Annotated in this window: 22 protein-coding genes and 1 pseudogene; 2 read left to right on the top strand and 21 right to left on the bottom strand. The window is 61.3% G+C overall.

Annotated features, from left to right (window positions below):
- Positions 1 to 60: 60 nt before the first annotated feature.
- Positions 61 to 2,703 carry a nitrate/nitrite transporter gene (locus V7Z56_RS11660; RefSeq protein WP_334129646.1) on the bottom strand — a complete coding sequence of 881 codons (2,643 nt, stop codon included), beginning with the start codon at positions 2,701 to 2,703 and terminating at the stop codon, positions 61 to 63.
- A gap of 153 nt (positions 2,704 to 2,856) precedes the next feature.
- Here V7Z56_RS11660 and V7Z56_RS11665 point away from each other — a divergent pair, with 153 nt between their 5' ends.
- Complete coding sequence (locus V7Z56_RS11665) at positions 2,857 to 3,597, top strand: Crp/Fnr family transcriptional regulator (protein WP_334129647.1); 741 nt, start codon at positions 2,857 to 2,859, stop codon at positions 3,595 to 3,597.
- A gap of 346 nt (positions 3,598 to 3,943) precedes the next feature.
- On the opposite strand, the gene V7Z56_RS11670 is transcribed toward V7Z56_RS11665, so the two are convergent.
- From V7Z56_RS11670 to V7Z56_RS11725, 12 genes are all read right to left on the bottom strand, one after another.
- The gene (locus tag V7Z56_RS11670; protein ID WP_334129648.1) at positions 3,944 to 5,593 is read right to left on the bottom strand and encodes an acyl-CoA synthetase; all 1,650 of its coding nucleotides are present in this window, start codon (positions 5,591 to 5,593) and stop codon (positions 3,944 to 3,946) included.
- 62 nt (positions 5,594 to 5,655) lie between these two features.
- A complete protein-coding gene (locus tag V7Z56_RS11675) occupies positions 5,656 to 6,522 on the bottom strand; it encodes an isocitrate lyase/PEP mutase family protein (protein WP_334129649.1) in 867 nt (288 codons plus the stop codon).
- A gap of 32 nt (positions 6,523 to 6,554) precedes the next feature.
- On the bottom strand, positions 6,555 to 7,211 hold the full coding sequence (locus tag V7Z56_RS11680; RefSeq protein ID WP_334129650.1) for an isochorismatase family protein: 657 nt from the start codon (positions 7,209 to 7,211) through the stop codon (positions 6,555 to 6,557).
- Positions 7,212 to 7,250: 39 nt separating this feature from the next.
- Complete coding sequence (locus V7Z56_RS11685) at positions 7,251 to 7,565, bottom strand: NIPSNAP family protein (protein WP_334129651.1); 315 nt, start codon at positions 7,563 to 7,565, stop codon at positions 7,251 to 7,253.
- Between the two features lie 59 nt (positions 7,566 to 7,624).
- On the bottom strand, positions 7,625 to 8,317 hold the full coding sequence (locus tag V7Z56_RS11690; RefSeq protein WP_334129652.1) for a GntR family transcriptional regulator: 693 nt from the start codon (positions 8,315 to 8,317) through the stop codon (positions 7,625 to 7,627).
- Between the two features lie 26 nt (positions 8,318 to 8,343).
- The gene (locus tag V7Z56_RS11695) at positions 8,344 to 9,087 is read right to left on the bottom strand and encodes a maleate cis-trans isomerase family protein (RefSeq protein ID WP_334129653.1); all 744 of its coding nucleotides are present in this window, start codon (positions 9,085 to 9,087) and stop codon (positions 8,344 to 8,346) included.
- Positions 9,088 to 9,097: 10 nt separating this feature from the next.
- Positions 9,098 to 9,883: a 2OG-Fe(II)-dependent halogenase WelO5 family protein gene (locus tag V7Z56_RS11700; protein ID WP_334129655.1), complete on the bottom strand. Its 786-nt coding sequence runs from the start codon at positions 9,881 to 9,883 to the stop codon at positions 9,098 to 9,100.
- 45 nt (positions 9,884 to 9,928) lie between these two features.
- On the bottom strand, positions 9,929 to 10,984 hold the full coding sequence (locus V7Z56_RS11705) for a TRAP transporter substrate-binding protein (RefSeq protein WP_334129657.1): 1,056 nt from the start codon (positions 10,982 to 10,984) through the stop codon (positions 9,929 to 9,931).
- Positions 10,985 to 11,054: 70 nt separating this feature from the next.
- Positions 11,055 to 12,347, bottom strand: a complete 1,293-nt coding sequence (locus V7Z56_RS11710) for a TRAP transporter large permease (RefSeq protein WP_334129658.1) — start codon at positions 12,345 to 12,347, stop codon at positions 11,055 to 11,057.
- Entirely contained in the window at positions 12,348 to 12,944 is a 597-nt protein-coding gene (locus V7Z56_RS11715) for a TRAP transporter small permease subunit (RefSeq protein ID WP_334129659.1), read from the bottom strand.
- A gap of 45 nt (positions 12,945 to 12,989) precedes the next feature.
- Positions 12,990 to 13,373, bottom strand: coding sequence for a cupin domain-containing protein (locus tag V7Z56_RS11720; RefSeq protein WP_334129660.1), 384 nt, complete (start codon positions 13,371 to 13,373; stop codon positions 12,990 to 12,992).
- A 687-nt stretch (positions 13,374 to 14,060) separates the two neighbouring features.
- On the bottom strand, positions 14,061 to 14,558 hold the full coding sequence (locus V7Z56_RS11725) for a GAF domain-containing protein (protein ID WP_334129661.1): 498 nt from the start codon (positions 14,556 to 14,558) through the stop codon (positions 14,061 to 14,063).
- 215 nt (positions 14,559 to 14,773) lie between these two features.
- Between V7Z56_RS11725 and V7Z56_RS11730 the strand changes: the two genes are divergently transcribed.
- On the top strand, positions 14,774 to 14,938 hold the full coding sequence (locus V7Z56_RS11730; RefSeq protein WP_334129663.1) for a hypothetical protein: 165 nt from the start codon (positions 14,774 to 14,776) through the stop codon (positions 14,936 to 14,938).
- A gap of 31 nt (positions 14,939 to 14,969) precedes the next feature.
- Here V7Z56_RS11730 and V7Z56_RS11735 read toward each other — a convergent pair whose 3' ends face one another.
- The 8 genes and pseudogenes from V7Z56_RS11735 to V7Z56_RS11765 form a co-directional block, all read right to left on the bottom strand.
- The gene (locus tag V7Z56_RS11735; protein WP_334129664.1) at positions 14,970 to 16,607 is read right to left on the bottom strand and encodes an acyl-CoA synthetase; all 1,638 of its coding nucleotides are present in this window, start codon (positions 16,605 to 16,607) and stop codon (positions 14,970 to 14,972) included.
- A 40-nt stretch (positions 16,608 to 16,647) separates the two neighbouring features.
- Positions 16,648 to 18,414 (bottom strand): AMP-binding protein, encoded by a 1,767-nt coding sequence (locus V7Z56_RS11740; RefSeq protein ID WP_334129665.1) that lies wholly within the window; start codon positions 18,412 to 18,414, stop codon positions 16,648 to 16,650.
- Between the two features lie 12 nt (positions 18,415 to 18,426).
- On the bottom strand, positions 18,427 to 20,799 hold the full coding sequence (locus V7Z56_RS11745) for an amidase (protein WP_334129666.1): 2,373 nt from the start codon (positions 20,797 to 20,799) through the stop codon (positions 18,427 to 18,429).
- A gap of 3 nt (positions 20,800 to 20,802) precedes the next feature.
- On the bottom strand, positions 20,803 to 21,519 hold the full coding sequence (locus V7Z56_RS11750; protein ID WP_334129667.1) for an ATP-binding cassette domain-containing protein: 717 nt from the start codon (positions 21,517 to 21,519) through the stop codon (positions 20,803 to 20,805).
- Positions 21,512 to 22,537, bottom strand: a complete 1,026-nt coding sequence (locus V7Z56_RS15705) for a branched-chain amino acid ABC transporter permease (protein WP_443023798.1) — start codon at positions 22,535 to 22,537, stop codon at positions 21,512 to 21,514. Before V7Z56_RS15705 ends, V7Z56_RS11750 begins: the two co-directional genes overlap by 8 nt.
- Positions 22,537 to 23,404: pseudogene (locus V7Z56_RS15710) on the bottom strand (ABC transporter permease subunit). Before V7Z56_RS15710 ends, V7Z56_RS15705 begins: the two are co-directional and overlap by 1 nt.
- 78 nt (positions 23,405 to 23,482) lie before the next feature.
- Entirely contained in the window at positions 23,483 to 24,700 is a 1,218-nt protein-coding gene (locus V7Z56_RS11760; protein WP_334129669.1) for an urea ABC transporter substrate-binding protein, read from the bottom strand.
- 15 nt (positions 24,701 to 24,715) lie between these two features.
- Positions 24,716 to 26,320 carry a flotillin family protein gene (locus tag V7Z56_RS11765; protein WP_334129670.1) on the bottom strand — a complete coding sequence of 535 codons (1,605 nt, stop codon included), beginning with the start codon at positions 26,318 to 26,320 and terminating at the stop codon, positions 24,716 to 24,718.
- Positions 26,321 to 26,338 lie beyond the last annotated feature (18 nt).

Raw genomic sequence — 26,338 nt, forward strand, 5'->3', positions numbered from 1 at the left:
CAATCGCCCTATTCAGGGCCTCACCGCCGGCACCGGCCTTGATCTAAATCAAGCGTCGCTTCAACATTTCACGTCCGCTCCTTTGCGGGTGTAGAAATACCACGTCATGAAAAGGCAGAGGGCGTAGAAGGCGATAAAGATGTAAAGCGCCACATCCGCCGTGCCGAAGGAGGCAATCGACATGCCGTAGCTTTGCGGGATGAAGAAGGCGCCGAACGCCCCGATGGCCGAGCTGAAGCCGATCACGGCCGCCGATTCCCGCTCGGCCGCCTTGCGGATCTCCTCCTCCGGCTCGCCGGCAAGCGCGCGCTTGCGGTCCTGCCAGAAAATCACCGGGATCATCTGGAAGGTCGAGGCGTTGCCGACCCCGGTCGCCGCGAAGAGAAGCAGGAACATCGCGAAGAAGCCGTAGAAGGCGTAAGGCTGATCCTTGATGCCGAGGAAATAGAGAACCCCGACGGTGCCAAGGATCATCGCGACGAACACGCCGAGCGTCACCCGCCCGCCGCCATATTTATCCGCCGCCCAGCCGCTCCCCGCCCGCGTCAGCGCCCCGACGAGCGGCCCGATAAAGGCAAGCTGCAGCGAGTTGACATCGGGGAACTGCGATTTCGCGAGCAGCGGAAAGGCCGCCGAAAAGCCGATGAAGGAGCCGAAAGTGCCGATGTAGAGGACGCACATGATCCAGTTGTGCTTGCGCTCGAAAATCGCCATCTGCGAGGCGACGGAGGCGCGCACATCGGCAATATCATTCATGAAATACCAGGCGAGCACCGCCGAAAGAATGATGAAGGGCACCCAGAGGAACGCCGCGTTCTGCACCCAGAGTTCCGTGTCGCCGACCTGCTGCGGCGCGCCGGCAAGGCCGCCGAAGATGTTGTAGACCACCACGATGGGGACGAGGAACTGCACGGCGCTGACGCCAAGATTGCCAAGCCCGGCGTTCAGCGCGAGCGCGTTACCCTTCTCGCGCTTGGGAAAGAAGAAGGCGATGTTCGACATGCTGGAGGCGAAATTACCGCCGCCCAGCCCGCAGAGCAGCGCGAGGATCAGGAACACCGGATAGGGCGTCGTCGGATCCTGCACCGCGATGCCGATGCCGATGGTTGGCAGCAGAAGCAGCGCCGTGCTGATCGCCGTCCAGCGCCGCCCGCCGAAAATCGGCACCATGAAGGAATAGAAGATGCGGAGCGTCGCTCCGGAAAGTCCGGGCAGCGCGGTCAGCCAGAAAAGCTGCTCCGTCGTGAAGGCGAAACCGATGGCGGGCAGGTTGACCACCACCACGCTCCACACCATCCAGAGCGCGAAAGCGAGGAAGAGCGCCGGCACCGAGAGCCAGAGATTGCGCCTTGCGATCTTGTAGCCCTCGCGCTTCCAGAAGGCCTCATCCTCGGGTTTCCAGACTTTAAGAACCGGCCCCGGCTGCTCGAGTTCCGTAAAGAAGTGGGGCTTCACGATCTCGGGGAATTTCCGCCGCTCCATCAGGCGGATCGAGACATGCATCCAGAGGAAGGCGACCGCGACCAGCAGGAACATCAGCATGAAGGCGCTGGAGGGGATATTCACATAATCGGTCATCAGCCCGAAACAGATCGGCAGCACGAAGCCGCCAAGCCCGCCGATCAGCCCGACAATACCGGCGACCGAGCCGACATTATCGGGATAGTAAACCGGGATATGCTTGAACACCGCGGCCTTGCCGAGCGACATGAAGAAGCCGAGGACAAAAAGGATCACGGTGAAAGAGAAGACGCCCCAGCCGAAGCTGAAGGCAAAATCGCCGTCGATGCCATGCACCACATAGTCGGTTTCGGGATAGGACAGGAGGAAGCAGCAGACCGCGCACACCGCGAAGGTCCAGTACATCACCGAGCGGGCGCCATATTTGTCGGAGAGATGCCCGCCGTAAGCGCGGAACACCGATCCGGCGATCGAGAAAAACGCCGCGAGGACGCCCGCCGTCTCGATATCGAGATCATAAACGCCGACATAATAGCGCGGCAGCCAGAGCGCGAGCGCGACAAAGCCGCCAAAGACGAAGAAGTAGTAAAGCGAGAAGCGCCAGACCTGCAGCTTGCCGAGCGGTTTCAGTGATTCGGCCATGGATTTGGGCACGGCATGGGCCTCTTTGCGCGCCTTTATCTGCGGCTCATCCTTGGTAAAAATCCAGAACAGAACGGCGATCACGACGAGCGCGACGGCCCAGACCTGCGCCACCATATGCCAGCCGTAAGAAACCATCACGAAGGGCGCGAGCAGTTTTGTCACCGCCGCGCCGATATTGCCCATGCCGTAAAGGCCGAGCGCCGTGCCCTGCCGCTCCTTCTCATAGAGCTTCGAGATATAGGAGACGCCGACGACGAAACTGCCGCCGGCAAGCCCGATCCCGAGCGCGGTCAGGAGCATCATCCCGTAGCTGTCGGCGAATGTCAGGCACCAGGTAAAAAACGCCGAGGACAGCATCACGGCGAGGAATACCGGGCGGCCGCCATACTGATCGGCCCAGATGCCGAGGATCAGCCGGACGAGCGAGCCCGCGAGGATCGGCGTTGCGATCAGCAGGCTGAATTCTGTCTCACTGAGGCCGAGGTCCTGTTTGATCTGCACCCCGATGATCGCGAAGATCGTCCAGACGGCGAAACAGGCGGTAAAGGCGATCGTGGTGAAGGAAAGAGCGCTCTTCTGACTTGTGCGGGAGATCATGATCGGGTTCCGTCAGTTTGGTCAATCAACAAGGACGACACAGGAAAGGCTTTCTAATCTCGCTTCTTTTCGCTACTATGGCAGACGTACCGCGACGCGGACTTGATCAGAATCAAGCGCCTACCGACCATAAACCGAGGGGCCCCGGATGTTATGACTGCCCTGCCACATAGCTTCATGGAGACCAAAAGGCCTCAACTGTTCGACGGCCTGAGCGAAGCGTGTTTGCAGGAAATCCTCGCCTATTCAGTGTTGCAGGAGCATGAGACGGCGAAGCTGCTGGTGCAGCAGGGCGACCGGCCGCTCGGGCTCTATCTCGTCGTCAAGGGATCGGTCAAGACGCTGCGCCTCGGCGAAGATGGGCAGGAAGCGACCATCCGGCTGCTTGAGCCGGGCGATACCTGTATGGAGGCGGTGCTGTTCATGGGTGGCCGCTCGCCCATTTCGGTCCAGACATTGAGCGACTGCACCCTGCTGATGATCCCCGAGCGGATCGTCAAGGCGCATGTCCTCTCGGATGCGCAGTTTGCGGTCAATATCCTTCGGATTGTGACGCGCCACTATAAAAACGCCATTTACCAGATCGACGCCATCAACATCAAATCGCCGTTGCAGCGCGTCGGCTATTATTTCCTTGAGAAGCATCTTGAGAGCGGACACGACGATCTCGAGTTCCGCCTGCCGTTTCGCAAGCAGGTGATCGCCAATTATCTCGGTATGACGCCCGAGACCTTCTCGCGCGCGCTGAAACAGATCAAGGCGCTCGGCATCAATATCGACGATGACATGATCCGCATGCGCGACTGCTACGCGCTCTGCCATTTCTGCGATACCGACACCGCGTCCCTCTGCCCGCACTTCCACGACGACTGCAGCGCCTGCCCGCTGCACTGAGCGGGGAGCCAGCGGACGGGGCCGCGACCTCTGCGGATCGCCGCCCCGGCGCGCAGGGCTGATTTAAGCGGCGGCGGAGAGGACCTCCGCCTGCCCCCTTCCGCGCCCGCGGAATGAGCGATTTTGCTTGATTAGGAATACATAATATGCGATAATAGCGGCTTCTCCACACAATTTGACTTGCGGGTTATGAAAGGGCCCCTTTGTGCTGTCTTTCCGCTAATCGAAAGGATCCGCCGCCCCAGACTTCTCCATTCATATATATATCACGGGCGCCCCTGTCGCGGGACGCGCCGCGTCGCCGCGCCGCCGGGTGGGCGGCACGGCCGGGCGTATCTCGTCCCGTTCAGCCGAGGGATTGGGCGCGGCTGCGCAGCTCGAACTTCTGGATCTTGCCGGTCGAGGTTTTCGGCAGCGCGTCGAAAATCACCGTTTTCGGCGCCTTGTAGCGGGCCATGCGCTCGCGGCAGAAGGCGATGATCTCCTCCTCCGTCGCGCTCGCGCCGGGCTTCAGCGTGATGAAGGCGCACGGCGTCTCGCCCCATTTCTCATCGGGCCGCGCAACCACGGCGGCCTCCAGAACGGCGGGATGCTGATAGAGCACGCCTTCGACCTCGATCGTCGAGATATTCTCACCGCCCGAGATGATGATGTCCTTCGAGCGGTCCTTCACCTCGATATAGCCATCGGGGTGCATGACGCCGAGATCGCCGGTGTGGAACCAGCCGCCCTCGAAGGCCTCATTGGTCGCCGGCTCGTTTTTGAGGTAGCCCTTCATCACGACGTTGCCGCGCATCAGGATTTCGCCCATCATCTCGCCGTCGGGGGTGACGGGATCGAGCGTGCCCTGTTTCACGACCGCGAGATCCTCAAGCACCGGGGAGCGGACGCCCTGGCGCGCCTTGATCGCGGCGCGCTCGGACGCCGGAAGCGCGTCCCATTCCTCATGCCAGGCGCAGAGGGTGACGGGGCCGTAAACCTCGGTCAGGCCATAGACATGGGTGATATCGAAACCGAGCTGCTCCATCGCCTCGATGACCTTGGCGGGCGGGGCAGCGCCGGCCGTCATCATCTTGACAGGGTGGTTCGGATCTTTCTTCGCATGGACATCGGCGCCCGCGTTCAGCATCATCACCATGACGATCGGCGCGCCGCACATATGCGTGACGCCGTGATCGCGGATGGCGGTGAAAATCGCCCCGGGCTCGACGGCGCGCAGGCAGACATGCGTCCCCGCCATCATGGTGATGGTCCAGGGGAAGCACCAGCCGTTGCAGTGGAACATCGGCAGCGTCCAGAGATAGACCGGGTGCGATCCCATATTCCAGGCGAGCGCATTGCCCATCGCGTTGAGATAGGCGCCGCGGTGGTGGTAAAGCACGCCCTTCGGATTGCCGGTGGTGCCGGAGGTGTAGTTGAGGGAGATGGCGTCCCATTCATCGCCCGGCAGCTCCCAGTCAAAGGCCGGATCGCCGCCCTCAAGGAAGGCTTCATAATCGCTCTCGCCGAGCAGCTCGCCGCCTGTCGCCAGCGCATCGTCGATATCGATGACGCGCGGCTTCACCTTCATCTGGCTGAGCGCGTCCTTGATGACGGGCGAGAATTCCTTGTCGGTAATCAGCACTTTCGAGGCGCCATGCTCGAGAATGAAGGCAATCGTCGCGGCATCGAGGCGGGTGTTGAGCGCATTCAGGATCGCGCCGGCCATCGGCACGCCGAAGTGACACTCAAAGGCTTCCGGAATATTCGGCGCCATCAGCGCGACGGTATCGCCCTTGCCAACGCCGGCCCGCCTCAGCGCACTGGCGAGGCGGCGGCAGCGCTCATAGCTTTCCCGCCAGGTATAGCGCCGCGCCCCGTGCACGACGGAGAGGCGGTCGGGATACACATCCGCGGCGCGGGGGAGGAAACTCAGCGGACTGAGCGAGACATAATTCGCCGGTCCCCGTCCCAGTGGATCGACGCTGATCGTTGCCGAATTGCTGGTATTATCCATGATCTTCTTCCCCTTGTTAAATTCCAGACAGGATGCGGATGGCGCAGCTGCGCGCCGGCGGGCTACTCGGCGTATTTCCGATCGAACGCCCAGACATCCTCGAATCCCATCAGTTTCGAAAATTCTCCGAAATCATACAACTCGATATTTCCCTCGCTCGGCACATCGGTCGATTTGAGCTGTGCATAAGCCTTGCGAAGCGCCGCGCCCATGGCAAGGAAGCCGGTCGCCGGGAAAATCACGATCTGGAAGCCGAGCTGATGGAGATGATCGGCGCTCAAAATCGGCGTCCGGCCCCCCTCCACCATGTTGGCGACCAGCGGCGCATCGAAGGTGCGGCCGATTTTCTCCATCTCCTCAACGCTTTCCGGCGATTCGATGAAGAGAATATCGGCCCCCGCCTTCTGATAGGCTTCGCCGCGGCGGAGCGCTTCATCGAGGCCGAGGCTGCTGCGCGCATCGGTGCGGGCGATAATCAGGAAATCTTTCGAGGCGCGGCTTTCCGAGGCGACCTTGATCTTGCGCACCATATCTTCGATCGGAATGACGCTGCGGCCCGGCGTATGGCCGCATTTCTTCGGAAATTCCTGATCTTCGAGCTGGATCACGGCGGCGCCCGCCTTCTCATAGCCCTGCACGGTATGACGCACGTTGAGCAGCCCGCCATAGCCCGTATCGCCATCGGCGATCAGCGGCGTGCTGGTGCAGGCGACGAACTGGCCGACGCGATTGACCATATCGGAATAGGTGGCAAGGCCGGCGTCCGGCAGCCCGAGATAGGAGGCAACCGTCCCGTATCCGGTCATATAAAGCGCCTTGAAGCCGAGGTCATTGGCCAGCTTTGCCGAAATCATATCAAACACGCCGGGCGCGACGATCAGTTCGCCATTGCGGATGCGGCTGTGGAGCGGTGTTGTGGAGTTGGACATTATCAATACCCGATATTATTTGATTGTTGTGTTCAGACGGTTTGATTGGCAGCGGCGGGGGCGAGCCCCCGCAGATATGTCAATGCATTCTCTTCGGAAACCGTATCCGCATACTTCCCTTCCAGATCGAAGAGATTGGCTTCATGCGGCGCCGCATCGCGATCGGCCACCGCATCACGGACAACGACAGGAATGAAGCCGTATTGCAGCGCATCAACGGCGGAGGCGCGGATGCAGCCGCTTGTCGTCAGACCCGCGATGATGACGGTATCCACCCCGCGGGAGGTGAGAGAGGCGACAAGCGAGGTGCCGAAAAAGGCGCTCGCATATTGTTTGGTGACGACAACCTCACCCTCCTTGGGGTCCATGCCGGGGGCAAAGGCACCGAGGGGAGAGCCTTCATCGAATACCGACAGCGCCTTGATCTTGCGATAGAACACGCCGCCGTCATGGCCGCCCTTGTGATAGACGACGCGGGTGAAGAAAACCGGCACCCCGGCGGCGCGGCCGGCCTCCAGCAGACGGACGCCGGAGGCGAGGGCATCCACCGCGGGCGGCGCATAAAGCGGCGATGAGGGCTCGAAATAGGCCGCAACAAAGTCAACGAACAGCAATGCGGATTTCCGGCCATATCCGAGTTTCTGCCGAAACCCCGCCCCGATGTAATTTTCAACCAGATTCTGTGTCATTTGTGTCCTCAACAGTGCAAAATGCGCCCCTCAGATATCTTACCGAAGGGGAGAGAAAGCCGTCGGCACCAGGATACGGTTCTCCATGCGCGCGATAAAAGGCAGCACTTTGGGAACGAACGCGAGCCATTCCTTGTTCCCGTTCAGCTCCGCCCGTCGCCTTTCGCGCGCGGCGAACGACTCATAGCCCCAGAGATGGACCGCCTGATTGAGCTCGCCGATCTCGCTCGTGAAATAGCCGATCAGGTTGCCAAGAATGGGCTGGATGATCGCGACCCCTTCGCTTCCATAAAGCTCAAGAAACGGCCCCATCTTGCCGGGATGAATTGTATAAATGCGTTCTTCGACAATCACGGTTCTTTCCCTTGCCCGTTCTCTGCTGCCCTGCGTCTGCCTTCAGTGAAGGCGGCGGCTCAGCTTGCGATTTTTGTTCCCTGCACCGCATCTTCGCTGACGGTGCCATTTGCGCTCACGCTGGAGAGCAGCGAATTGCGCGCCGCCAGGATGTGGCAGAGCATCACCGCCTCTGCCCAGCGCTTGTCGCGGGCGGCGAAGGCTGCGACCAGCTCGCGGTGGTGGCCGAGGCTGCGAAACAGCTCATCCTCCCGGTAGCGGCGGAAGGTGCGGTGCACGACGGGCAGTTCGATCGCCTTGCCGAGAATCTGGGTGATCCGGTCGTTGCCGGCCGCGCGAATGATCTTGCTGTGGAACTTCTGGTTGAGCTGCGTGATCTCATCGAGGAAGCCGGCGCTCCGCTTGTTGGCGCAGGCCAGCATCTGGTCGGCGAGCGCGCGCAGCTCGTCGATTTCATCATTGGTGAGGCGCAGCGTCGCCAGCCCCGCCGCTTCGCATTCGATCAGCGAGCGGATCTTGAAGATATCGTCGAGATCCTCGGCCGACCAGGAGGCGACGAAGGCGCCCTGATTGGGCTCAAGCACAACCAGCCCCTCGAGCGCGAGGCGTTTCAGCGCGTCGCGAATGGGCGTGCGGCTGACCCCCAGCGTCTCGGCCAGATGCTCTTCGCGAAGTCTCGCCGCGGGCGCGTGAACGCCCTTGATGATCCCCTCGCGAATAGCGGCATAGGCTCTTTCACCTGTACTGCTCATGCATCAATCTCCTCAAATTCGGACGCTCAGTGATGAAGCAACAGGCTTCCCCAGCCGTCCACCCGATCCTCAATACCGCTGGCGCGCAGGGCATGCCAGTAAATTGCCGTGTTGATCGCGATGACCGGCTTCTCCAGCCAGATCTCCGCAAAACCGGCGAGCCGCGCCATCGCAAGGTTGGTGCCGACCTGGACAACCGCATCGACATCGGGGCCGTCAACTTCGCGGATCGCGCGGCAGAGTTCCATCTCCGAGACATGCGCGATATGCACGGGGCTTTCGCATTTGAGGCCCTTCAGATTGACCACCTCGAAGCCCGCCTGCTCGAAGAAGCGCACGACGTTCTTGTCGCCGACCGGCTGGTAGGGCGTCACGACGCCAAGCTTTTTCGCGCCGAACAGGTTGAGCGCGGCGATGCAGGCGTCCGATCCCATGGAGACGTCGAGCCCGGTATGTTTCTCAAGGCTCGCCTTCAGCTCCCGGCTCGCGGCGAGGCCATCCCAGAAGGTCTCGGCCGAGATACCGAGAACCAGCCGGTCGGGCTCGGACGACATCACGCTGTCGACCGCCGCCATCTGCGCCTCCTGGATCAGTTCGATCAGGCGGTTGAAATCGGCGTCGTTATTCAGCGGGATGTTCGGGATCTGGATCCGGCTGATATGGTTGGTGATGCCGGGCGGGCGCATCGCGTCGAACTCCGGCTGCACCGAGGTGTTGGTGGAGGGAATGAGAACAGCGAATTTTTTGCGCCAACCTAGGGAATCCGTCATGCCCGCCTCCTCATGACCACATGAACAGTTCTTTGTTCGGCATGCGGCCGATGAAGGCGCCGATGGAGATGCGGTTGCGTCCCTCCGCCGCCACGCCGCCGCTGATCTCATGCGGATTGCGGGTGTTGAAAATCACCACATCGCCCATGTCCGGCGAGAAGGTATAGGTTTCCGCCCCGGCCACCACCTCGCGCGGGAGGTCGTAGCTCTGCGGCGGCACGTCGCCTTCCATCACCGGGTCCCACGGCGCGTTATGCACGGTGGTCAGCCCGCCTTCGACGAGCTGTTCGGCATAGAAGTTCCAGCCGAGCTGCGAGGTGATATGGCGGATCGCGTAGGTCGGCGAGTTGAAGGGCGCGAAATCGGCATGCAGATCGACCCCCTCCGACGCCTGCCGGATGATCCCGGCGTAATATTCATGGCCGCCTTCATGGGCGACGCAGATGCCGTTTTCGGTGTGCGGGCCGACCACGTCGATGACCCGCTGCACAACATCGAAAGATTCCGAAAAGACGGCCCGCTGGCGCTTGTTGGCCTCCCGAACGTCGGCGAAATAGTCCTCTTTCGGACGGCCCCAGCGATACTCATACTGCGCCATGCCGATATAGCCGATCCGCCGCGCCACGCTGTAATATTTCAGCCCGGCCTTTTCCACGGCGGCCGCGAAAGAAGCACATTCCTCCCGGGTCGCAAAATTCTTGATGCGAATGGCCGGAATTTCGTTGTTCAGTAGGGCCAGAAGGCTGTCTTTACTCAACTCCAGCTCTTCTTTTACTTGCCATTTGGAGGTCGTCATTCGGAATCTCCCGTTGTTGTAAGGTTTGGGTAAACTGCTGACAGATTACTTCTTGATCGGAGCTTCCAGGCCGGCAATCGGGCCGACGGTCGCGTTCCACTGCGTCACGCACTCCGCCCCGCAGCGTTCCGCCCAGCGCGGCAGAACCATTTCCTTCAGCGCCTTTTCACGCAGCGCCAGATCCTCGTCGGTGACTTCAACCAGGATCATGTTGGAGGGCGGACCTTCCGGGCACTCACCAATGCCGGTGTTGCAGGCGATGCCCATCTCGTTTTCGCGGCGGTTCTGCTCAAAGATATCTTCCTGGAGCTTGGCGACGCCGTCTTCGATCACTTTCTGGACTTTCGGATCGAGCTTCTTCCAGAAGGTCATGTTGGCGGCCTGGACAGCGCTGCCCCAGTTGATCGGCAGCGGATAGAGATATTTGGCCGACTCGTTCCATTTCGCCTTGTAGCCGCCGAGCGTGCCGGTGATCGCACAGTCGATGACGCCGTTCTGCAGCGACTGCTGCACTTCACCGAATGCCATCGAGATACCGGAGGCGCCGAAATATTCGAGGAAGTCGGACTGGGAAAGGCCGGACGCGCGGATCTTGCGCCCCTTCAGATCGGCGAGACCCTTCAGCTCGTCGCGGCAGTAGAGAACCTGTGCCTGGAACGACCAGAGGCCGAGCATATGCACGCCGAGGGTGTCCTCATAATATTTCGCGAGCACCGGGCGGAAGGCATTTGTGACGTCATGGAACTGCTCGATCGTCGGCGAGAGACCGGCAAGGTCGGTCGCGTCGTTGATCGGTGCATCGCCCGCCATGAAGCCGAGCTGCGTCGTGCCGACATCAAAGAGGCCCTGCTTCAGGAGGCGGATAACCTCCGGACCCTTCATGCCCATTTCGTTCCACGGCTTGATCTCGCCGCTGACAGCGCCGTTTGTGGCGGCCGGCAGAACTTCGGTCCAGAACGGCTTTTCCAGCTCGTTATACTGGGTCGTGATGCCGAGGTTGCCGACGACGTTGACCGTTGTCTTCGGATAGTCTTCAGCCTGTGCGGCGACGGCGACGCTGCAAAGTGCCAGCGCTCCGACGGTCGCAGAAAGTAGTCTCACATACATTTTCTCTCTCCCTTGTTACTTATTGCGGTGGATTACAGATTTTCTTCGGTTACAGACATCATGACTATTTCACTCCCGCGAAAACGCTCGGCAGCCACAACGCGAGGTCGGGGAAGCCGATCAGCAGGAGAATCGCGAGCATGATCATGATAAGGAACGGCAGCGACCCGACGATCACGTCGCGGAATGGTCCGGATCCGCGCACCGACTGGACCACAAAGAGGTTCATTCCGATCGGCGGGGTAATCAGCGCCGCTTCGATCAGCATGACGAAGACAACTCCGAACCAGACAGGGTCGTATCCCAGATTGATGATGATCGGGACAACGATCGGCGTCGTTGCGATCATCAGCGTCAGCGTTTCCACGAAACAGCCGAGCAGCAGGTAAATCGCGACAATCGCCAGCATCACATAGACCGGCGACCAGTCGAGCGCATTCACCACCCCGACCAGCGCGGAGGTGAAGCCGATGGTCGAGAAGACGAAGTTGACGAAGAGCGCCGCGATGACGATCAGCATGACCATCGAGGTGGTGCGCACCGTGCCCTCAAACGCGCGAAGCAGCCCCTGGAAGGTGAGCTTCCGTCCGGCAAGGGCATAGAGGAGCGAGGCGACAACACCCAGCGCCGCGGCCTCGGTCGGGGTTGCCCAGCCGAGATAGATGGAACCGACGACGATCATGAAAAGCAGCATCGGCGGCACGAGGTGGATGAGGGTGGAAATCCTCTCCTCAAGCGGCGCTTTTTCGATGCCGCCACTCAGGCTCGGCTGGAACCAGCAGATTGCCCAGATCGTGAGGAAGAACAGGCCGGCGAGCAGGGCGCCCGGAATAAAGGCCGCAAGATAGAGGTCGGCAACCGACGTATCGGAGAGCACGCCGTACAGGATCATATTGATGCTCGGCGGAATCAGGATCCCGAGCGTGCCGCCGGCGGCGATACTGCCAAGAAAGAGCGGCGGGCTGTAGTTGAACGTCCGCATATTCGGAATGGAGACCGTGCCGATGGTGGCCGCCGTCGCAACGCTCGATCCCGACGTCGCCGAGAACATCGCGCAGGCGGCGATATTGGCGTGCATCAGGCCGCCCGGAATATGCCCGAGCCATTTATCGAAGGCTCTGTACATCGCCTCGGTGACGCCGGAGCGGAGCAGCAGCTCGCCCATCATCACGAACATCGGCACCGCGAGAAGGACAAAATCCGTGCTCGCGCCCCAGGTCAGCTCGCCGATGCCGCGCAGCAGCGGATAGGAGGAATACATCTCCGACAGGGTGAAGCCCAGAATACCGAGCGCCGCCGCGACATACATCGCGCTGCCGACAAGGAGGAGAAGAAGTGTGACTGATACGATATACATTTACCCGATCTCCGCATTCTTGCTTTTGACGCGTACGTCGGTCTGAAGGTCGGTACTGGCCTCGATTTCCTCTTCCATGCTGGCGATGCCGATATCCTCGATAATCTCGTCATGCCGGCCGGTGAAGAAATGGATGAGCGCCCGGAGGAAGAGGAACGCCGCCGAGAGGGCGAACCAGACCAGCCCGATCAGCCAGAGCCCCTGCGGAATGACGAGCGGCACCGAAAGCGGCGTGTTGGAGCGGGCGCCGAGAATAAGGCTGCTGTCGAAGGCCGACCAGGCATACCAGACAAGGACGGTGGCCCCGACCAGCAGGCCGAGGATGGACACCAGATCCAGCACCCGCTGCACAATGTCGGGCAGCAGGCGATAGAGAACTTCGATGCGGATATGCGATTTGCTGATCAGCGCGTAGGCGCAGCCGAGCGAGACGGCAATCGCGAAGGCATAGGTGCTGAGCTCAAAACTTTCAAAATACGTCCAGCCGAGCAATTTCCGGGTCAGGACGTCGAGTGAGACAAGGATTGAGCACAGCAGAATTAGCGCCCCGCCGGCCCAGGCAAAAACTGTCGATACTGTGGCAGTAAACTTCTTCAAATGAACACCCTCGGCAGTGACGCGTTCGCGCAGGTCGGAGCGGGCTCAGACCCAGGTTTTCTTCGGCGGTGACTTGATCTCGATCTGCAGGCAGTCCTCGAGCGCTTCGCTGTAGTGATCGACCCCGACCGGATGCACCCAGGACGAGCCGGGCGTCGCGATGAAGTCCTTGCCGCCGATGATCAGGCGCAGCTTGCCGCTGATCAGGTAGCCCATGGATTCATGATCCATATGCTTGTGGACCGGATCGATCAGACCCTTCTTGCGCCGCACTTCAAGAAGGAGAATTTCTTCGCCCACCATCATCTTCTTGACGGTGACATGCCCCTGCTCTTCCACGCCTTCGACGGCGGAAATGACTTCGGGCTCAATTTCGCTGGAATTTATATGATAATAATCGGTAATATCGAGCTTACGCTTATCACTCATAGCAACCCTTCCCATTGTGTTTTTTAATATTGTATACAGATTAAGCAGATTTATATCTTTTTGTATACAAAAAAATTTTCGCCTCGGAGAAAGCGGCCGGCGGTGTCGCAAACCGCTGTTTTCTGCGGCTGGAGCGCAGGGCGGCACGGAGCGGCGCGCGCGGTCAGCGCCCGTGCCTCGCCGGCGCCCCGCGCAGGGAGGGGCATGCTCCGCAGCCGACTTACAGAAACCCGCTCCGCCCCGGGCCTGACGCCGAACGCCAAAGCCGCATTTTCCAGCCTTTCTGGCCATTTTCACCGGCAATGCGCCCGGCCCCTCTCCCGTCCCGCCGCCAATCCATCGCCAAGCCGGGCAACTTCCGGGGCCGAATCAGCATTTCCCGCCCAAAGCCCGCCCTTCGGGCGCAGATTAGCGCCGCGACAGGGGGCGCGTGCGGGGCATCCTTCCGCCCTCCCCGCCCGTCGCCCGCCCCTTATCGCGTACAGAATATCAGTATTGTATACAATTTGCCGTGCGGCGTTTTTATCCTCCCGGAGATGTTGGCGCGAAATGCGCGCGGCGCGCCGCGCATGCAGCCCTCAAAATCGCGCAGAAGGCGTGACGGCGGCACCGCGCTCAATGGGCGATGGGGAAAGAAGCGGAAAGACGGCGAGAAAAGGGCACGGAAGCCGCGCGGGGCGATGCGCGTCAGGCGGCTTCGAAATTCTCGCGGCGGAGAAGCCCGACGATCTCCTCAAGATAGAGTTTGTCGGTCTCGTCAAATGCATCGAGCCGGTCGCTGTCGACATCGAGGACAAGCTGCGTCGCACCCCCCGCAACGAGCGGCACGACGATTTCCGAGCGCGACAGGCTGCTGCAGGCGATATGGCCCGGGAATTTGTCGACATCGGGCACGATGATGGTTTGCTGCTTGCGCGCCGCCGCGCCGCAGACGCCTTTTGAGAAGGGGATGGCAACGCAGGCAAGCGGCCCCTGAAACGGACCGAGAACGAGATTTTCGGGCGCGGTGGTGCGATAAAAGCCGACCCAGTAAAAATCAAACGCCTCTTTCAGGATGGCGGCGATATTCGCCATATTGGCAATCGGATCCGCGACACCCTCGATCACCGCGGCGATCTGCGGAAGCAGCGCGCGGTACATCTCGTCCTTCGACGATCCTGCGGGAATGCTCAATGTTTCGGCCATGCGCTCACTATCTCATATCTTCTCCCGTGAGGAAAGCGTTGATGCGCACATCTTGCGGCGCGCAAACTGACACGAATTTTAGTATTTCTTTATTGAAATATACGCCATAGTTGCTAGTACTTCAGCATATCCTGATATATTGCACAAACTCATACAATCATAGATTGGGGCTGGGAGCATTGACCCGACACAAGGAAAAGCAACGGCAGCTCTGTATGGAATTCTTCGCGCGTCACGGCCATATCGAGTTCTTTGACCATCAGATAACAGGGACATGGCGGCGCACGAGCGGCCCATCATGGGACACTGACATCAGCTACCGCATCCCGCCCGCACCGCCGGATAGCAGCACCGCCCGTGAGAGCGAGACGGACGCCTGAGCGCGCCGCCTGCCACCCCCTACCCGTCCGCTCAGCTCCTCTCGCGAAGCTCCACCCGGCGGATTTTCCCGGAGATGGTTTTCGGCAGGCTCGTCACAAACTCGATCCGCCGCGGATATTTGTAAGGGGCCGTCAGCTGCTTGCAGAATTCCTGGATCTCGGTCGCGAGCGCATCGCTCGCCCTCGCCGGATCTTTCAGGATTATGAAGGCTTTCACAATCTGCCCGCGCATCTCATCGGGAATGCCGATCACCGCGCTCTCCACCACCTCGGGATGCTCAAGGAGCGCGCTTTCGACCTCGAACGGGCTGATGCGATAGGCGCCCGAGCTGATCAGGTCATCGGCACGCCCTTCAAACCAGAAATAGCCGTCCGCATCACGCCGCGCGGTATCGCCGGTGTAGTACCAGCCGTTCCGGAACGCCGCGGTATCGAGCGTGCCTCCGCTCGTGAAATAACCCCTGAAGAGGCCGGGCGGCCAGTCCGCGCCGTTCGTCGCAACGGCGATATGCCCGACCTCGCCGGCCGGCAGGCGGTTGCCGTCCTCATCGACGATATCGATATCGAACCCCGGCACCGGCAGGCCCATGGAGCCATAGCGCACCTCGACGCCGGGATAATTGCCAACGATATTGATGGTCTCCGTCTGGCCGTAGCCATCGGCGATGACATTGCCGGTATGCTTCTGCCAGTAGCGGATAACCTCAGGATTGAGCGGCTCACCGGCGCCAAGCGAGCGGCGGAGCGCGGAAAAATCATAGCTAGAGAGATCCTGCTGCGCGAAAAGGCGGTAAACGGTTGGCGGCGCGCAGAAAGTGGAGACCCGGAGCTTTTCAAGAAGCCGGAGATGGAAGACGGGATCGAACGCCCCCTCCCCGTCATAGAGAACGACCTTCGCCCCGGCAAGAAGCGGCGGGAAGAGGAGCCCCCAGGCCGCCTTCGCCCAGCCGGTGTCGGTCAGCGTCCAGTGCACCTCGCCCGCGCGAAGGTCCATCCAGAAGAGCGCCGTTGCCGCATGGGCGAGCGCATAGGCGAAATCGCGCGGCACCATCTTGGGGAGCGATGTGGTGCCGGAGGTGAAATAGGCCATCATCATATCATCGGCCTTTGTGGCAGGGGCGTTAGCGTTGGCAAAATCAGGCGGTGCGTTTCTCACCAGATCATCGAATGAAAGCCAGCCGGGATAGCTACCGCCGACGACGATGCAATGCTCTACCGTCGGGCAGAGGCGGCGCACCTCTTCAAACTTCGCGCAATGCTCGGGCGTGACGACGATGAAGCGCGCTTTTGAGGCCTGCACGCGATAGGCGATGTCCTTCGCGGTCAGCAAATTGGTGCCCGGCATGGAAATAGCGCCGATCTTCATGCAGGCGAAAAGCACGGTATACCATTCCGGGATGCGCCCGATGACGAGGGCGCCGAAATCCCCCTTGCCGACGCCGAGGCTTAGCAGCGCATTGGCAAGGCGGCTTGATTGCTCCGAAAAGTGGGAATAGGGAAGCTCGCGGATATTTTCGCCATCGCGCGAGACGGCGATTACGGCGGTGCCGTCCGCCTCCGCCGCGCGCCGATCGATCACATCGACGGCAAAGTTGAAATCCCCCGGAACCTGCAGCCGATAGCCCGTCTTCGCGACATGGTAATCGCGGTTCTCTGTTGCTAGATCCATTCCCTTCTCCCTCCCCCGGCCGGAGCGGGTCCGGCGACGATTATTTCTCCCGTCCCAGCATCTTCATCATTTCATCGCGCATGATGAATTTCTGGGGCTTGCCTGTCACCGTCATCGGGAGTTCGGGCACGATCCGGACATATTTCGGGATCTTGTAATGCGCGATCTGGTTCTGACAATAGGCCTTGACGGCCTCTTCCGTCAGTGCCCCTCCCTCCCGCTGGACGATCCAGGCGACGACCTCTTCCCCGAAACGCTCATCGGGGATGCCGAAAACCTGCACCTCCTGCACGTCGGGATGGGTGAAGAGAAATTCCTCGATCTCCCGCGGATAAATATTCTCCCCGCCGCGAATGATCATATCCTTCAGCCGCCCGACAATCTGACAATACCCCTCTTTGTCGAGAATTGCGAGATCTCCTGTGCGCATCCAGCCGCCGGAGACGACCGCCTCGGCCGTTTTCTCCGCATCCTCCCAATAGCCGCGCATCACCGAATAGCCGCGTGTCCAAAGCTCGCCCGTTTCGCCGACGGGGACATCACGGCCCGCCTCATCGACGATGCGAACCTCCACATGCGGATGCACCCGGCCGACGGTCGCGACGCGCTTCTCGATCGGGTCATTGACATGGCTTTGGAAGGAGACCGGCGAGGTTTCCGTCATGCCGTAGCAGATGGTCACCTCCGGCATATGCATCTCGCCGATGACCCGCCGCATCACCTCGATCGGGCAGGGCGCGCCCGCCATCACGCCGGTGCGCAGGCAGGAAAGATCGAAGTCTTTCAGCCGCGGATGATCGACCATGGCGACGAACATGGTCGGGACGCCGTAAAGCGCGGTGCATCGCGTCTTTGCGATGGCCGCAAGCGTCGCCTCGGCCTCGAACGCCTCGCCCGGGAAAACCATGCTGGCGCCGCGCGCGACGCAGCCGAGCGAGCCCATCACCATGCCGAAGCAGTGATAGAGCGGCACCGGGATGCAGAGGCGGTCGGCCTCCGTGAAATTCATCCGGTCGACGACATTGGCCGCGTTGTTGACGATATTGTAATGGGTGAGCGTCGCGCCCTTTGGCGCACCCGTAGTGCCGGAGGTGAACTGGATATTGATCGGATCGTCGGGCGAGAGGTCGGCGCTCAGGCCATCGAGGCGGAGCTGCTGCGCCGGGCCGCCAAGGCGGCGGATTTCATCGAAGGAGAACATTCCCGGTCCCGGATCCTTACCAAGGCCGACAACGATTTTCAGCAACGGCAGCTTCGCCGCGCTGAGCCGTCCGGGCTCGCAATTTTCAAGCTCCGGCGCGAGGCTGCGGATCATCTTGAAATAGTCGGAGGATTTGAATTTTTCCGCCAGGATAAGCGCCTTGCAGCCGGCTTTATTGAGCGCATAATCAAGCTCCGACAGGCGGTAGGCGGGGTTGATATTGACGAGAATGACGCCGATGCGCGCCGTCGCATATTGCGTGAAGATCCATTCCGGCCGGTTCGGCGACCAGATGCCGAGACGGTCACCCTTCGCAAGACCAAGCGCGAGCAGGCCAGACGCCAGCGCGTCCACCTCGCGGTCGAGATCATAATAGCTGAGCCGCAAATCCTCGGCCGGGAAGATCAGCGCATCGCGCGGCCCGAAGCGGGCGACGGTTTCGCGAAACATTTCCGGGATGGTGATATATTTGAGCGGCGGCTGCGTCTCCCCCGCGACGTAGGAGCGGTTACCCGTCGGCGCGACACGGCCGGTTGCTCCCTTCTCCGCCGTTTCATCTCCGGGTTTCGCAATCCGGTCCGCAAGGCTTTCCGTCAGAATCGACATCGCCGCTCCCCTTTAAAAGCTCCGCCAGTCCCCGCTTTGCTCGAAAGCGTGGGCCGCCTGATAGATGGTCATCTCGCAATAGTCATCGGCGACAAGCATCATGCCGATGGGCAGCCCCTCGCTCAAGCCGCAGGGGATCGACATCGCCGGAAAATGCCCCGAGTTGAAGGCCGAGGTGTTGCCGACCATCTCGAAGGCGCGGGTCACATATTCCTGCAACGTGGCATCCGGCCCCGGGATCTTCTGCGCCTTCATCGGCAGCGTCGGCATGAGGAGGAGATCATACTGCTTCAGCGCCTCCTTATATTTCCGCCGCACCATGCGCATCAGATTCTGCGCCTTGCCATAATAGCGGCCGCGATACTGCGTCTGGAAATGCTCGCCGATGAACATGCAGGTTTTCAGCGAATGCGACAGCTCGTCGGCGCGGCTCCGCCAGTTGGCGAAATGATCGATCATGGAGGGGTGGTAAAGCCCGGCATAATTCGTGCCCGCCGTGTTGCCATGCATCATCAGATCCTGCAGGCCTTCGACCGTGATGGCGACCCAGGCATCGCCGGCAAGATAATGCTCGGGCACCGATACCTCGCTCACCATGGCGCCGAGGCTTACAAACCGCTCCGCCGCCGCGCGCACTTTCGCGTCGACATCCGGCTCGCTTTCCGGCCGGCCGAAGCCTTCCTTCAGCACGCCGATGCGAAGGCCGCGACAGCCCTTGCCGATGGCTTCGGTATAGCGGTAAACCTTCGGCGCATACTGGCGCGGATCCAGGCCATCCTCGCCCGCCAGCACTTCGAGGAAGAGGGCGTTGTCGGCGACGTTATTGGTGATCGGCCCGACATGATCGATGGTCTGCTCGACCGGCATGACTCCGGAATAGGGCACGAGGCCATGCGTCGGCTTCATCCCGTAAACGCCGCAGTTGGAGGAGGGAATGCGGATCGAGCCGCCCTGATCGCCGGCAATCGCCATATCCACCTCGCCCGTCGCAACGAGGGCGGCCGAGCCGCTCGACGAGCCGCCTGCCATATAGCCATGCTTCCACGGGTTATGGACCGGCCCCGTCGCGTTGGTATGGCTGCCGCCCGAGAGGCAGAGATTTTCGCAGTGCGACTTGCCGACGATAATCGCGCCTGCATCGAGGATGCGGGTGACGATCGTCGCGTCGATCTCGGGCGTATAGCCCTCCATAATGGAGGAGCCGTTCATCATCGGCACCCCGGCGAGGCAGACGGTATCTTTGAGGACGATTTTCTTGTCGCGCAGCGGGCCATCCATCGCGCCCTTGATGTTGGTCTTGTAATACCAGGCATTGAGCGGGTTCTCGGCAGGTGAAGGGCGATAGCCAGGGCTCCTCGGATACCGCACTTCCGGCAGATAGTCGGGCAGCGCATCCAGCCGGTCGTAGCACTGGATATAAGGTTCCATGATCTCTGAATATTCGCGAAGATCCTCATCGCTTAGGGACATGCCGAACCGATCCGCCATATTGCGCATCTGGGAGAGAGTGGGTCGCTTGACTGTCATCGTGATCACCGAAAATGAAGGGAGGGGGGGCGCCGCCGCCGGGGCGGGTGGCATCTTGCCGGATGCCGCCGGACGGACGGGCTTCTGGCTTGCGGCAGTCGTCCGGGTGGGGATGGCGGCGCGCGTCGATCGCGCCGCGCCAAAGCCGAGGAAACTGTCGACCTTCGCCTTGTCGAGAAGATCGGCACGCGTGAGCTCGCCGCTGATCCGCCCGCGCTCAAGCACCAGCACCCGGTCCGACAGGTCGGCAATAAAGTCGAAATTCTGCTCGACCAGCAGAATGGAAAGACCGCGCGCGCGGCGAAGCTGCAGAAGGGTCTCGGCAATCTCCTCGATGATCGAGGGCTGGATCCCCTCGGTCGGCTCATCGAGCAGCAGAAACTCCGGATCCGACATCAGGCTGCGGGCGAGCGCAAGAAGCTGCTGCTCCCCGCCCGAGAGCGCGCCGCCGTCGCGGTCCAGCAGCCGCTCGAGTCTCGGGAATTCGGTCAGGATGCGCGCCATGCTCTCCGCCTCATCCCCCTGCCCGTTATCCATATAGGCGAAGCGGAGATTTTCGCGCACCGAAAGCTGCGGGAAAATGCCGCGCCCTTGCGGCACATAGGCGATGCCGAGCCGGGCCCGCTCATGCGGCGAGAAGCGGGTGATATCGGTGCCGCGATAGCGGATACTGCCCGCATCGACGGGAAGAAAGCCCATCGAGGTTTTCAGCAGCGTCGATTTCCCCATGCCGTTATGGCCGAGGATGCCGACAATTTCGCCCGCCTGCACCTCAAGGTCGACGCCATGCAGCACCGGCACCTTGCCATAACCGCTCGCGACGCCCGTCAGTTGAAACAACCGGTCTTCTTCCGCCATGGTTCAAGCCTTCTTCCCAAGATAGACGTTGCGCACCGTCTCATCATTCATCACCTTGTCGACATGCCCCTCCAGCAGGATGCGGCCCTGATGAAAGACCGTGACATCGGTGGCGATGGAGCGGATGAACTGCATGTCATGCTCGACAATGATGACGGCGGCGGTTTGCAGCATGTCGCGGATGATGTCCGTCATCCGCCCGACCTCCTCGGACGTCATGCCGGCAGCGGGTTCATCGAGCAGCACGAGCCAGGGATCGCCAACGGCGACGATGCCAAGCTCGACCCGCTGGCGCTCGCCATGGGCAAGGCGCCCGACATCGCTTTTCGCGATATCGCCGAGCGACAGCCTCTCGATCATCTGGCGGGTCTTGCTGCTGGCGACCGGGGATGGGAAAAACCGCCGCGCGGCGAGCCAGATATTCTCCTCCACCGAGACGCCATCGAGTACGCTTGGCACCTGCGTCTTGATGCCGACGCCGAGCGAGGCGATATCATGGCTCTGCCAGTTCGTCGTCTCCTCGCCCCGCATCACCACATGACCGCTGGTTGGGCGGAGCAGCCCGGTCAGGCATTTGAAGAAGGTGCTTTTGCCCGCGCCGTTCGGGCCAATCAGGCAGCGAAGCTCGCGCGCTTTCAGCTTGAAATTCACAGCCTCGCACGCCGTCACGCCGCCAAAGCGCATGGTCAGCGCCGCCGTCTCAAGAACCGTCTCAACCATTGGCGATTGCCCCTCCCCGCCTTTGCCGCGGGCGGCGGCGGCGCTTGCCAACGCTCGCCTCCCAGAGATCCCGAATAGCGGGGACGAGCCCTTTCGGCAGGAACAGCACGAAGAGGACGAGAATCAGCCCCATGATAATGCTGTTGTCGATCAGCGTCTGCTGGCCGAGCAGGAATTTGAGATAGGCAAGCCCCGCCGCGCCGAGGATCGGCCCAAGCCGCGTGCCGAGCCCGCCGACGATGCACCAGATGATAATCTCCGCCGACTGGCCGAGGCTGAAAAGCCCGGGCGTCACAATCTCCGCCCAGCTTGCGAAAAGCGCGCCGGCGAGGCCCGCGATGGCGCCGCCGATGGCGAAAAGGACAGTTTTCCGCGCCCGCACGTCATAACCCATGAGGGAGGCGCGCTGCTCATTCTCGCGGATCGCGATGGCGACGCGCCCGAACGGGCTTTGCAGCAGCCAGTTGACCAGCCAGTAGACCACGACCAGCAGAATGAAAGTGACATAATAGAGGCTGTCGCCATAGATATACTGACTTGGGAAGCCCGGCACGTTCAGCGTCTGGAACCCCGGAATGCCGTTAAAGCCGCCAAGCCGCGCCTTGCCGATCACATAGTCGGGCCCGGCGGTCGAGTTCATGAATTTGAAGAGAATGAGGGTGACGACGAGCGTGATAACGCCGAGATAGACGTCGCCAAGCCGGCCGTAGAACATCATCGCCCCCAGCACCGCGGCAAAGAGCGCCGGGACCAGGATGGCGATCAGCATCGGGACCGTGCTCTCGCCGATATTGATCGCGGAGATGGCGTAAGCATAGGCGCCAAGGCCGAAGAAGGCAGCCTGCCCAAAACAGAGAATGCCGCCAAAGCCCCAGACGAGGCCGAGGCTCATCGCCAGCATGCCGTAGATGAGAAGGGCGGTCAGCACGAAGCTGTCGAAAAGCTGCGGCAAGAGGAGCATCAGCGCCGCCGCGACGCCAAGCGAGATGAAGAAACGCTGCACCGTAACCTCACGCATTACATTTTTCCCCGGAAGAAGCGCGCCGTGATCCCCTGCGGCAGCAGGCGGAGCAGGATGACGGCGGAGACGAGCAGCGCCACCTCGCCGACCACGGGCGAGAGGGCGAAGGTGAACAGCTGGTTGACCGCGCCGAAGACCGTGCCGCTGCTGATCAGCCCGGTGATGACGGAGGGGCCGCCCGCGATCACGGTGATGAAGGCTTTCGCGATATAGACGCCGCCCGAGGAGGGCCCGAGCCCGACCAGCGGCGCAAGTACGGCCCCGGCCAGGCCGGAGATGGCCGAGCCGATAAAGAAGGTCGTCATATAGATGCAGCGCGCCGATATGGCCGATGCCCTCGGCCATATAGGCGCGCAGCATCGTGCCGCGGGCGATCAGGCCCGCCCGCGAGCCCATAAGCACCAGATAAATCGCCAGCATCAGGACCGCAGTGACGACAATGATGAAAAAGTTATAGCCGTTGATCTGGTAGTCGCCGACGGGGAAGCCGGCAATCGGCGTCGAGATCCCCGTCGTCGTATTGCCGAAGATCATCGTCACCAGCCCGATGAAGAAGAGGCTGAGCCCCCAGGTCGCGAGCATGGTATCGATCAGCCGGCCATAGAGATGGCGGATCACCAGCCGCTCGACGATGAGCCCGATAAGCCCGACCACGAGCGGCGCGATGATCAGGATAGCGACATAAATATTGACGCCGAGATTGACGGCCGTGATCGCCGCATAGCCGCCCATCATCATAAATTCGCCATGCGCGAGGTTGATGACCTTCATCATGCCGAACACGATGGCAAGGCCGGCGCTGATCAGGATGAGGCTTGCGATGATATAGACGGTCTCAACAATAATGACTGCCGCGAGATCCATGATGTCTCCCTTCAACGGGGGCGGGCGCGCCGTCCCTGCGAGGGGGCAGCCCGGAGGCCGCCCCGCCCGCCAGCGCCGTCAGAATTTGATTTCATACTGCGTGTTGTCATCAGGGTTCGCCGCAAGATCGCAGACGGCCTGCGTATCGATCGGCGGGCGCTGGTTGAAGGTTTCGATCACCTTCATCTTCTGCCCCTCAAGCTCCATCACATGCACATCGAGGATAGTGTGATGGGTTTTCGGATCGACTGTGACGACACCGGCGGGGCCGGTGATCGAGATGCCGGTCTCCAGCGCGGCGACCACATCGTCATGCTTGGTGGAACCCGCCTTTCGCACGCCTTCGGCCCAGATCATGATGCCCTGATAGTTATTGACGGCAAACTCGTTGATGGTGCCGGGATCACCATAGGCCTTCGCCCATTTTTCCTTGAAGGCGATATTCTCCGGCGTCTCCAGCTCCTGCGAGTAGCTGTAGGCGACCATGATCCCGTCGCCTTCCTCGGCGGTCAGGATCTTGTGCTCGTTGCCGGCGCCGAGGGTCGGCGAGGCAAGCGGGATTTTCTTGTTCATCCCCGTCGCCGCCCACTGGCGGAAGAAGGAGAGATGCGCCCCGCCGACAAGCGGCGCAACGACAAGATCGGGCGCCGCCGTCTGGATCTTCGCGATGGTCGAACCGAAATCGGAGACATCGAGCGGGAAGAAATCGACGGCCACGGTCTCGCCGCCGTTATCTGCGACATATTTCTCGATCCATTTCGCGGTGATCTGGCCGTAGTTATAGTCGGCCGCGAGGACATAGACCTTCTTCCCCGCCTTCTTCATCGCGTAAGGGATCAGCACCTCGACCTGCTGGGCGGGCGTGACGCCATTGACAAAGGTGTTGCGATCGCACACCCCGCCCTCATAGAGAACGTTGTAAAAGTAGAGCGTGTTGGATTTCTTCATGATCTGGCGGATCGCCTCGCGCGAGGCGGAGAGAATGCCGCCATGCACCACATCCACCTTGTCCTGCCGCGTCAGCTGCTGCGCATACTGGGTGTAGAGCGCCATGTCCGACTGGGTGTCGTAGGAGACGATCTCGATCTGCTCCCCGTTCAGCCCGCCGTTCGCATTGATCTCGGCAATGGCAAGGCGCATCGCCATATCCATCGGCTTGCCATAGGCATCGAACGCGCCGGATGTATCGAGGACAGAGCCGAACTTGATGCCGCCCGCCGCCATGGATTTGAGGGGCAGCAGGCTCATCCCCGCCACCGCCGCTGTTGCCGTTAAAAATTGTCTCCGGTCGATCATGATAATTCCTCCAGGTTAGTCTTTTTTCGCCTTGTCGCCCGTCTTGATCCGGTTGGCGTAATCCGCCGTCCGGCCCGCGATATTCGCATCGAAGTCGACGCCGATCTCCTCGCCCATCTGCTTCATCGCCGGCAGGCGCACCGCCATGCCGAGAATCTGGTCCATCGCCGCGCCGAACGCGCCGTCGACGCCGCCCCCGCCGCCGTTGCCGTTGCCGCTGCCCATGCCGCTGATCTGGTTGATGCGGATGCTGTCGATCTTCTCGACGGGTTTCATCATCTGGCCGAGGATTTCCGGCATACGGTCGAGTTTCCGCTCCTCCAGCCGCATCGCGATGACGCTGTCGCTGAGACCGTTCTCGGCGGCGATGCGCGCGGCAAGCCCTTCCGCCTCCGCCTCCAGCCGCGCTTTCTCGGCGAGGGCGCGGATCTCGATGGTTTTCGCTTCGGCCTCGGCCCGCACTTTCTCCGCCTCGGCCCGGCTTTTGACGCTTTCTTGCTCGAGCGTCAGATCCTTGCGAAGACGAAGGAGCGAGATTTTCTCTTCGCGTGTCGCCACCGCCTGCTCCTTCTCGGTCTGCACGGCTTCCGCGGCGAGGATAACTTCGGCGCGCGAGGTCTCCTCGGCGGCCTTGGCTTTTGCTTCCTCCGCCCGCTTCGCGGCGAGGAAGATGGCGTGGTCGATCTTCACGCCCTCCAGCTCGCGGATCGCCTCCATCTCTTTTCGCCGCAGGGCTTCGTCATGCTCGATCCTGGCGGCCTTGATATCGCGCTCCTTGGCGAGCGTAATCTCCTCCGCCGTCCGCGATGCGGCGACTTTTGCACGCACCGACTCCGCTTCCGTCTCCGCCTCAAGCCGCGTCAGATAGGCGGCCTGCGCAATCGCCGCCTCCCGCTCCGCCCGCTCAAGATCGAAGCGGCGCTCGGCCTGCGCAAGGCGGCTCTCGCGCACCGAAATATCCGCCTCCGTCTCGATGCGGATCCGCGCTTTCCGGTTTTCCGAGACGAGCTCCGTCACTTTGCGCATGCCGATGGCGTTAAAGACGTTGTTCTCATCCAGCGCACCAAAGGCGGCCTGATCGAGATGGAGAAGAGAGGTGGATTCTAGGCGAAGGCCCAGTCCCTCGATAAATTCGGCGACGGACGCGGCGATGCGGTCGGTGAAGGCTTTGCGATTGCCGTGGATTTCCTCGAGCGTGAGCGCCGCCGCAGCCGCCTGGATGGTGTCAATGATCTTGGCCTCCAGCACTTCATGGAGCGCATCGCCACTTCGGGCAATCCGGGGGCCGAGCGCCTGCGCCGCCGTTGCCACCCCCTCCGGCGTCGGCAGGACGCGAACCTCGAAGCTCATCTCGATGTCCAGCCGGAGATGATCCCTGCTGATGAAGGACTGCGCGCCCTGCCGCGAAATGCGGACCGGGATCGCCGACATCATGACCTTTTGCGCCTGATGCAGGATGGGAAGGGCGAGGCAGCCGCCGTCGATGACAACTTTCCGCCCGCCGAAGCCGGTGCGGACGAGCGACGTTTCCCGGGTTGCCTTGAGGTAAAATGCGCGAAGGAACAGGATTGCGATGAGCAAAAGAACAAGCGCGCAAATAGCGACTGCAAACCAAATCATCCAGATCTCCCTTGGCTG

The sequence above is a fragment of the Sneathiella sp. genome (assembly GCF_036844445.1).
Taxonomy (GTDB): domain Bacteria; phylum Pseudomonadota; class Alphaproteobacteria; order Sneathiellales; family Sneathiellaceae; genus Sneathiella.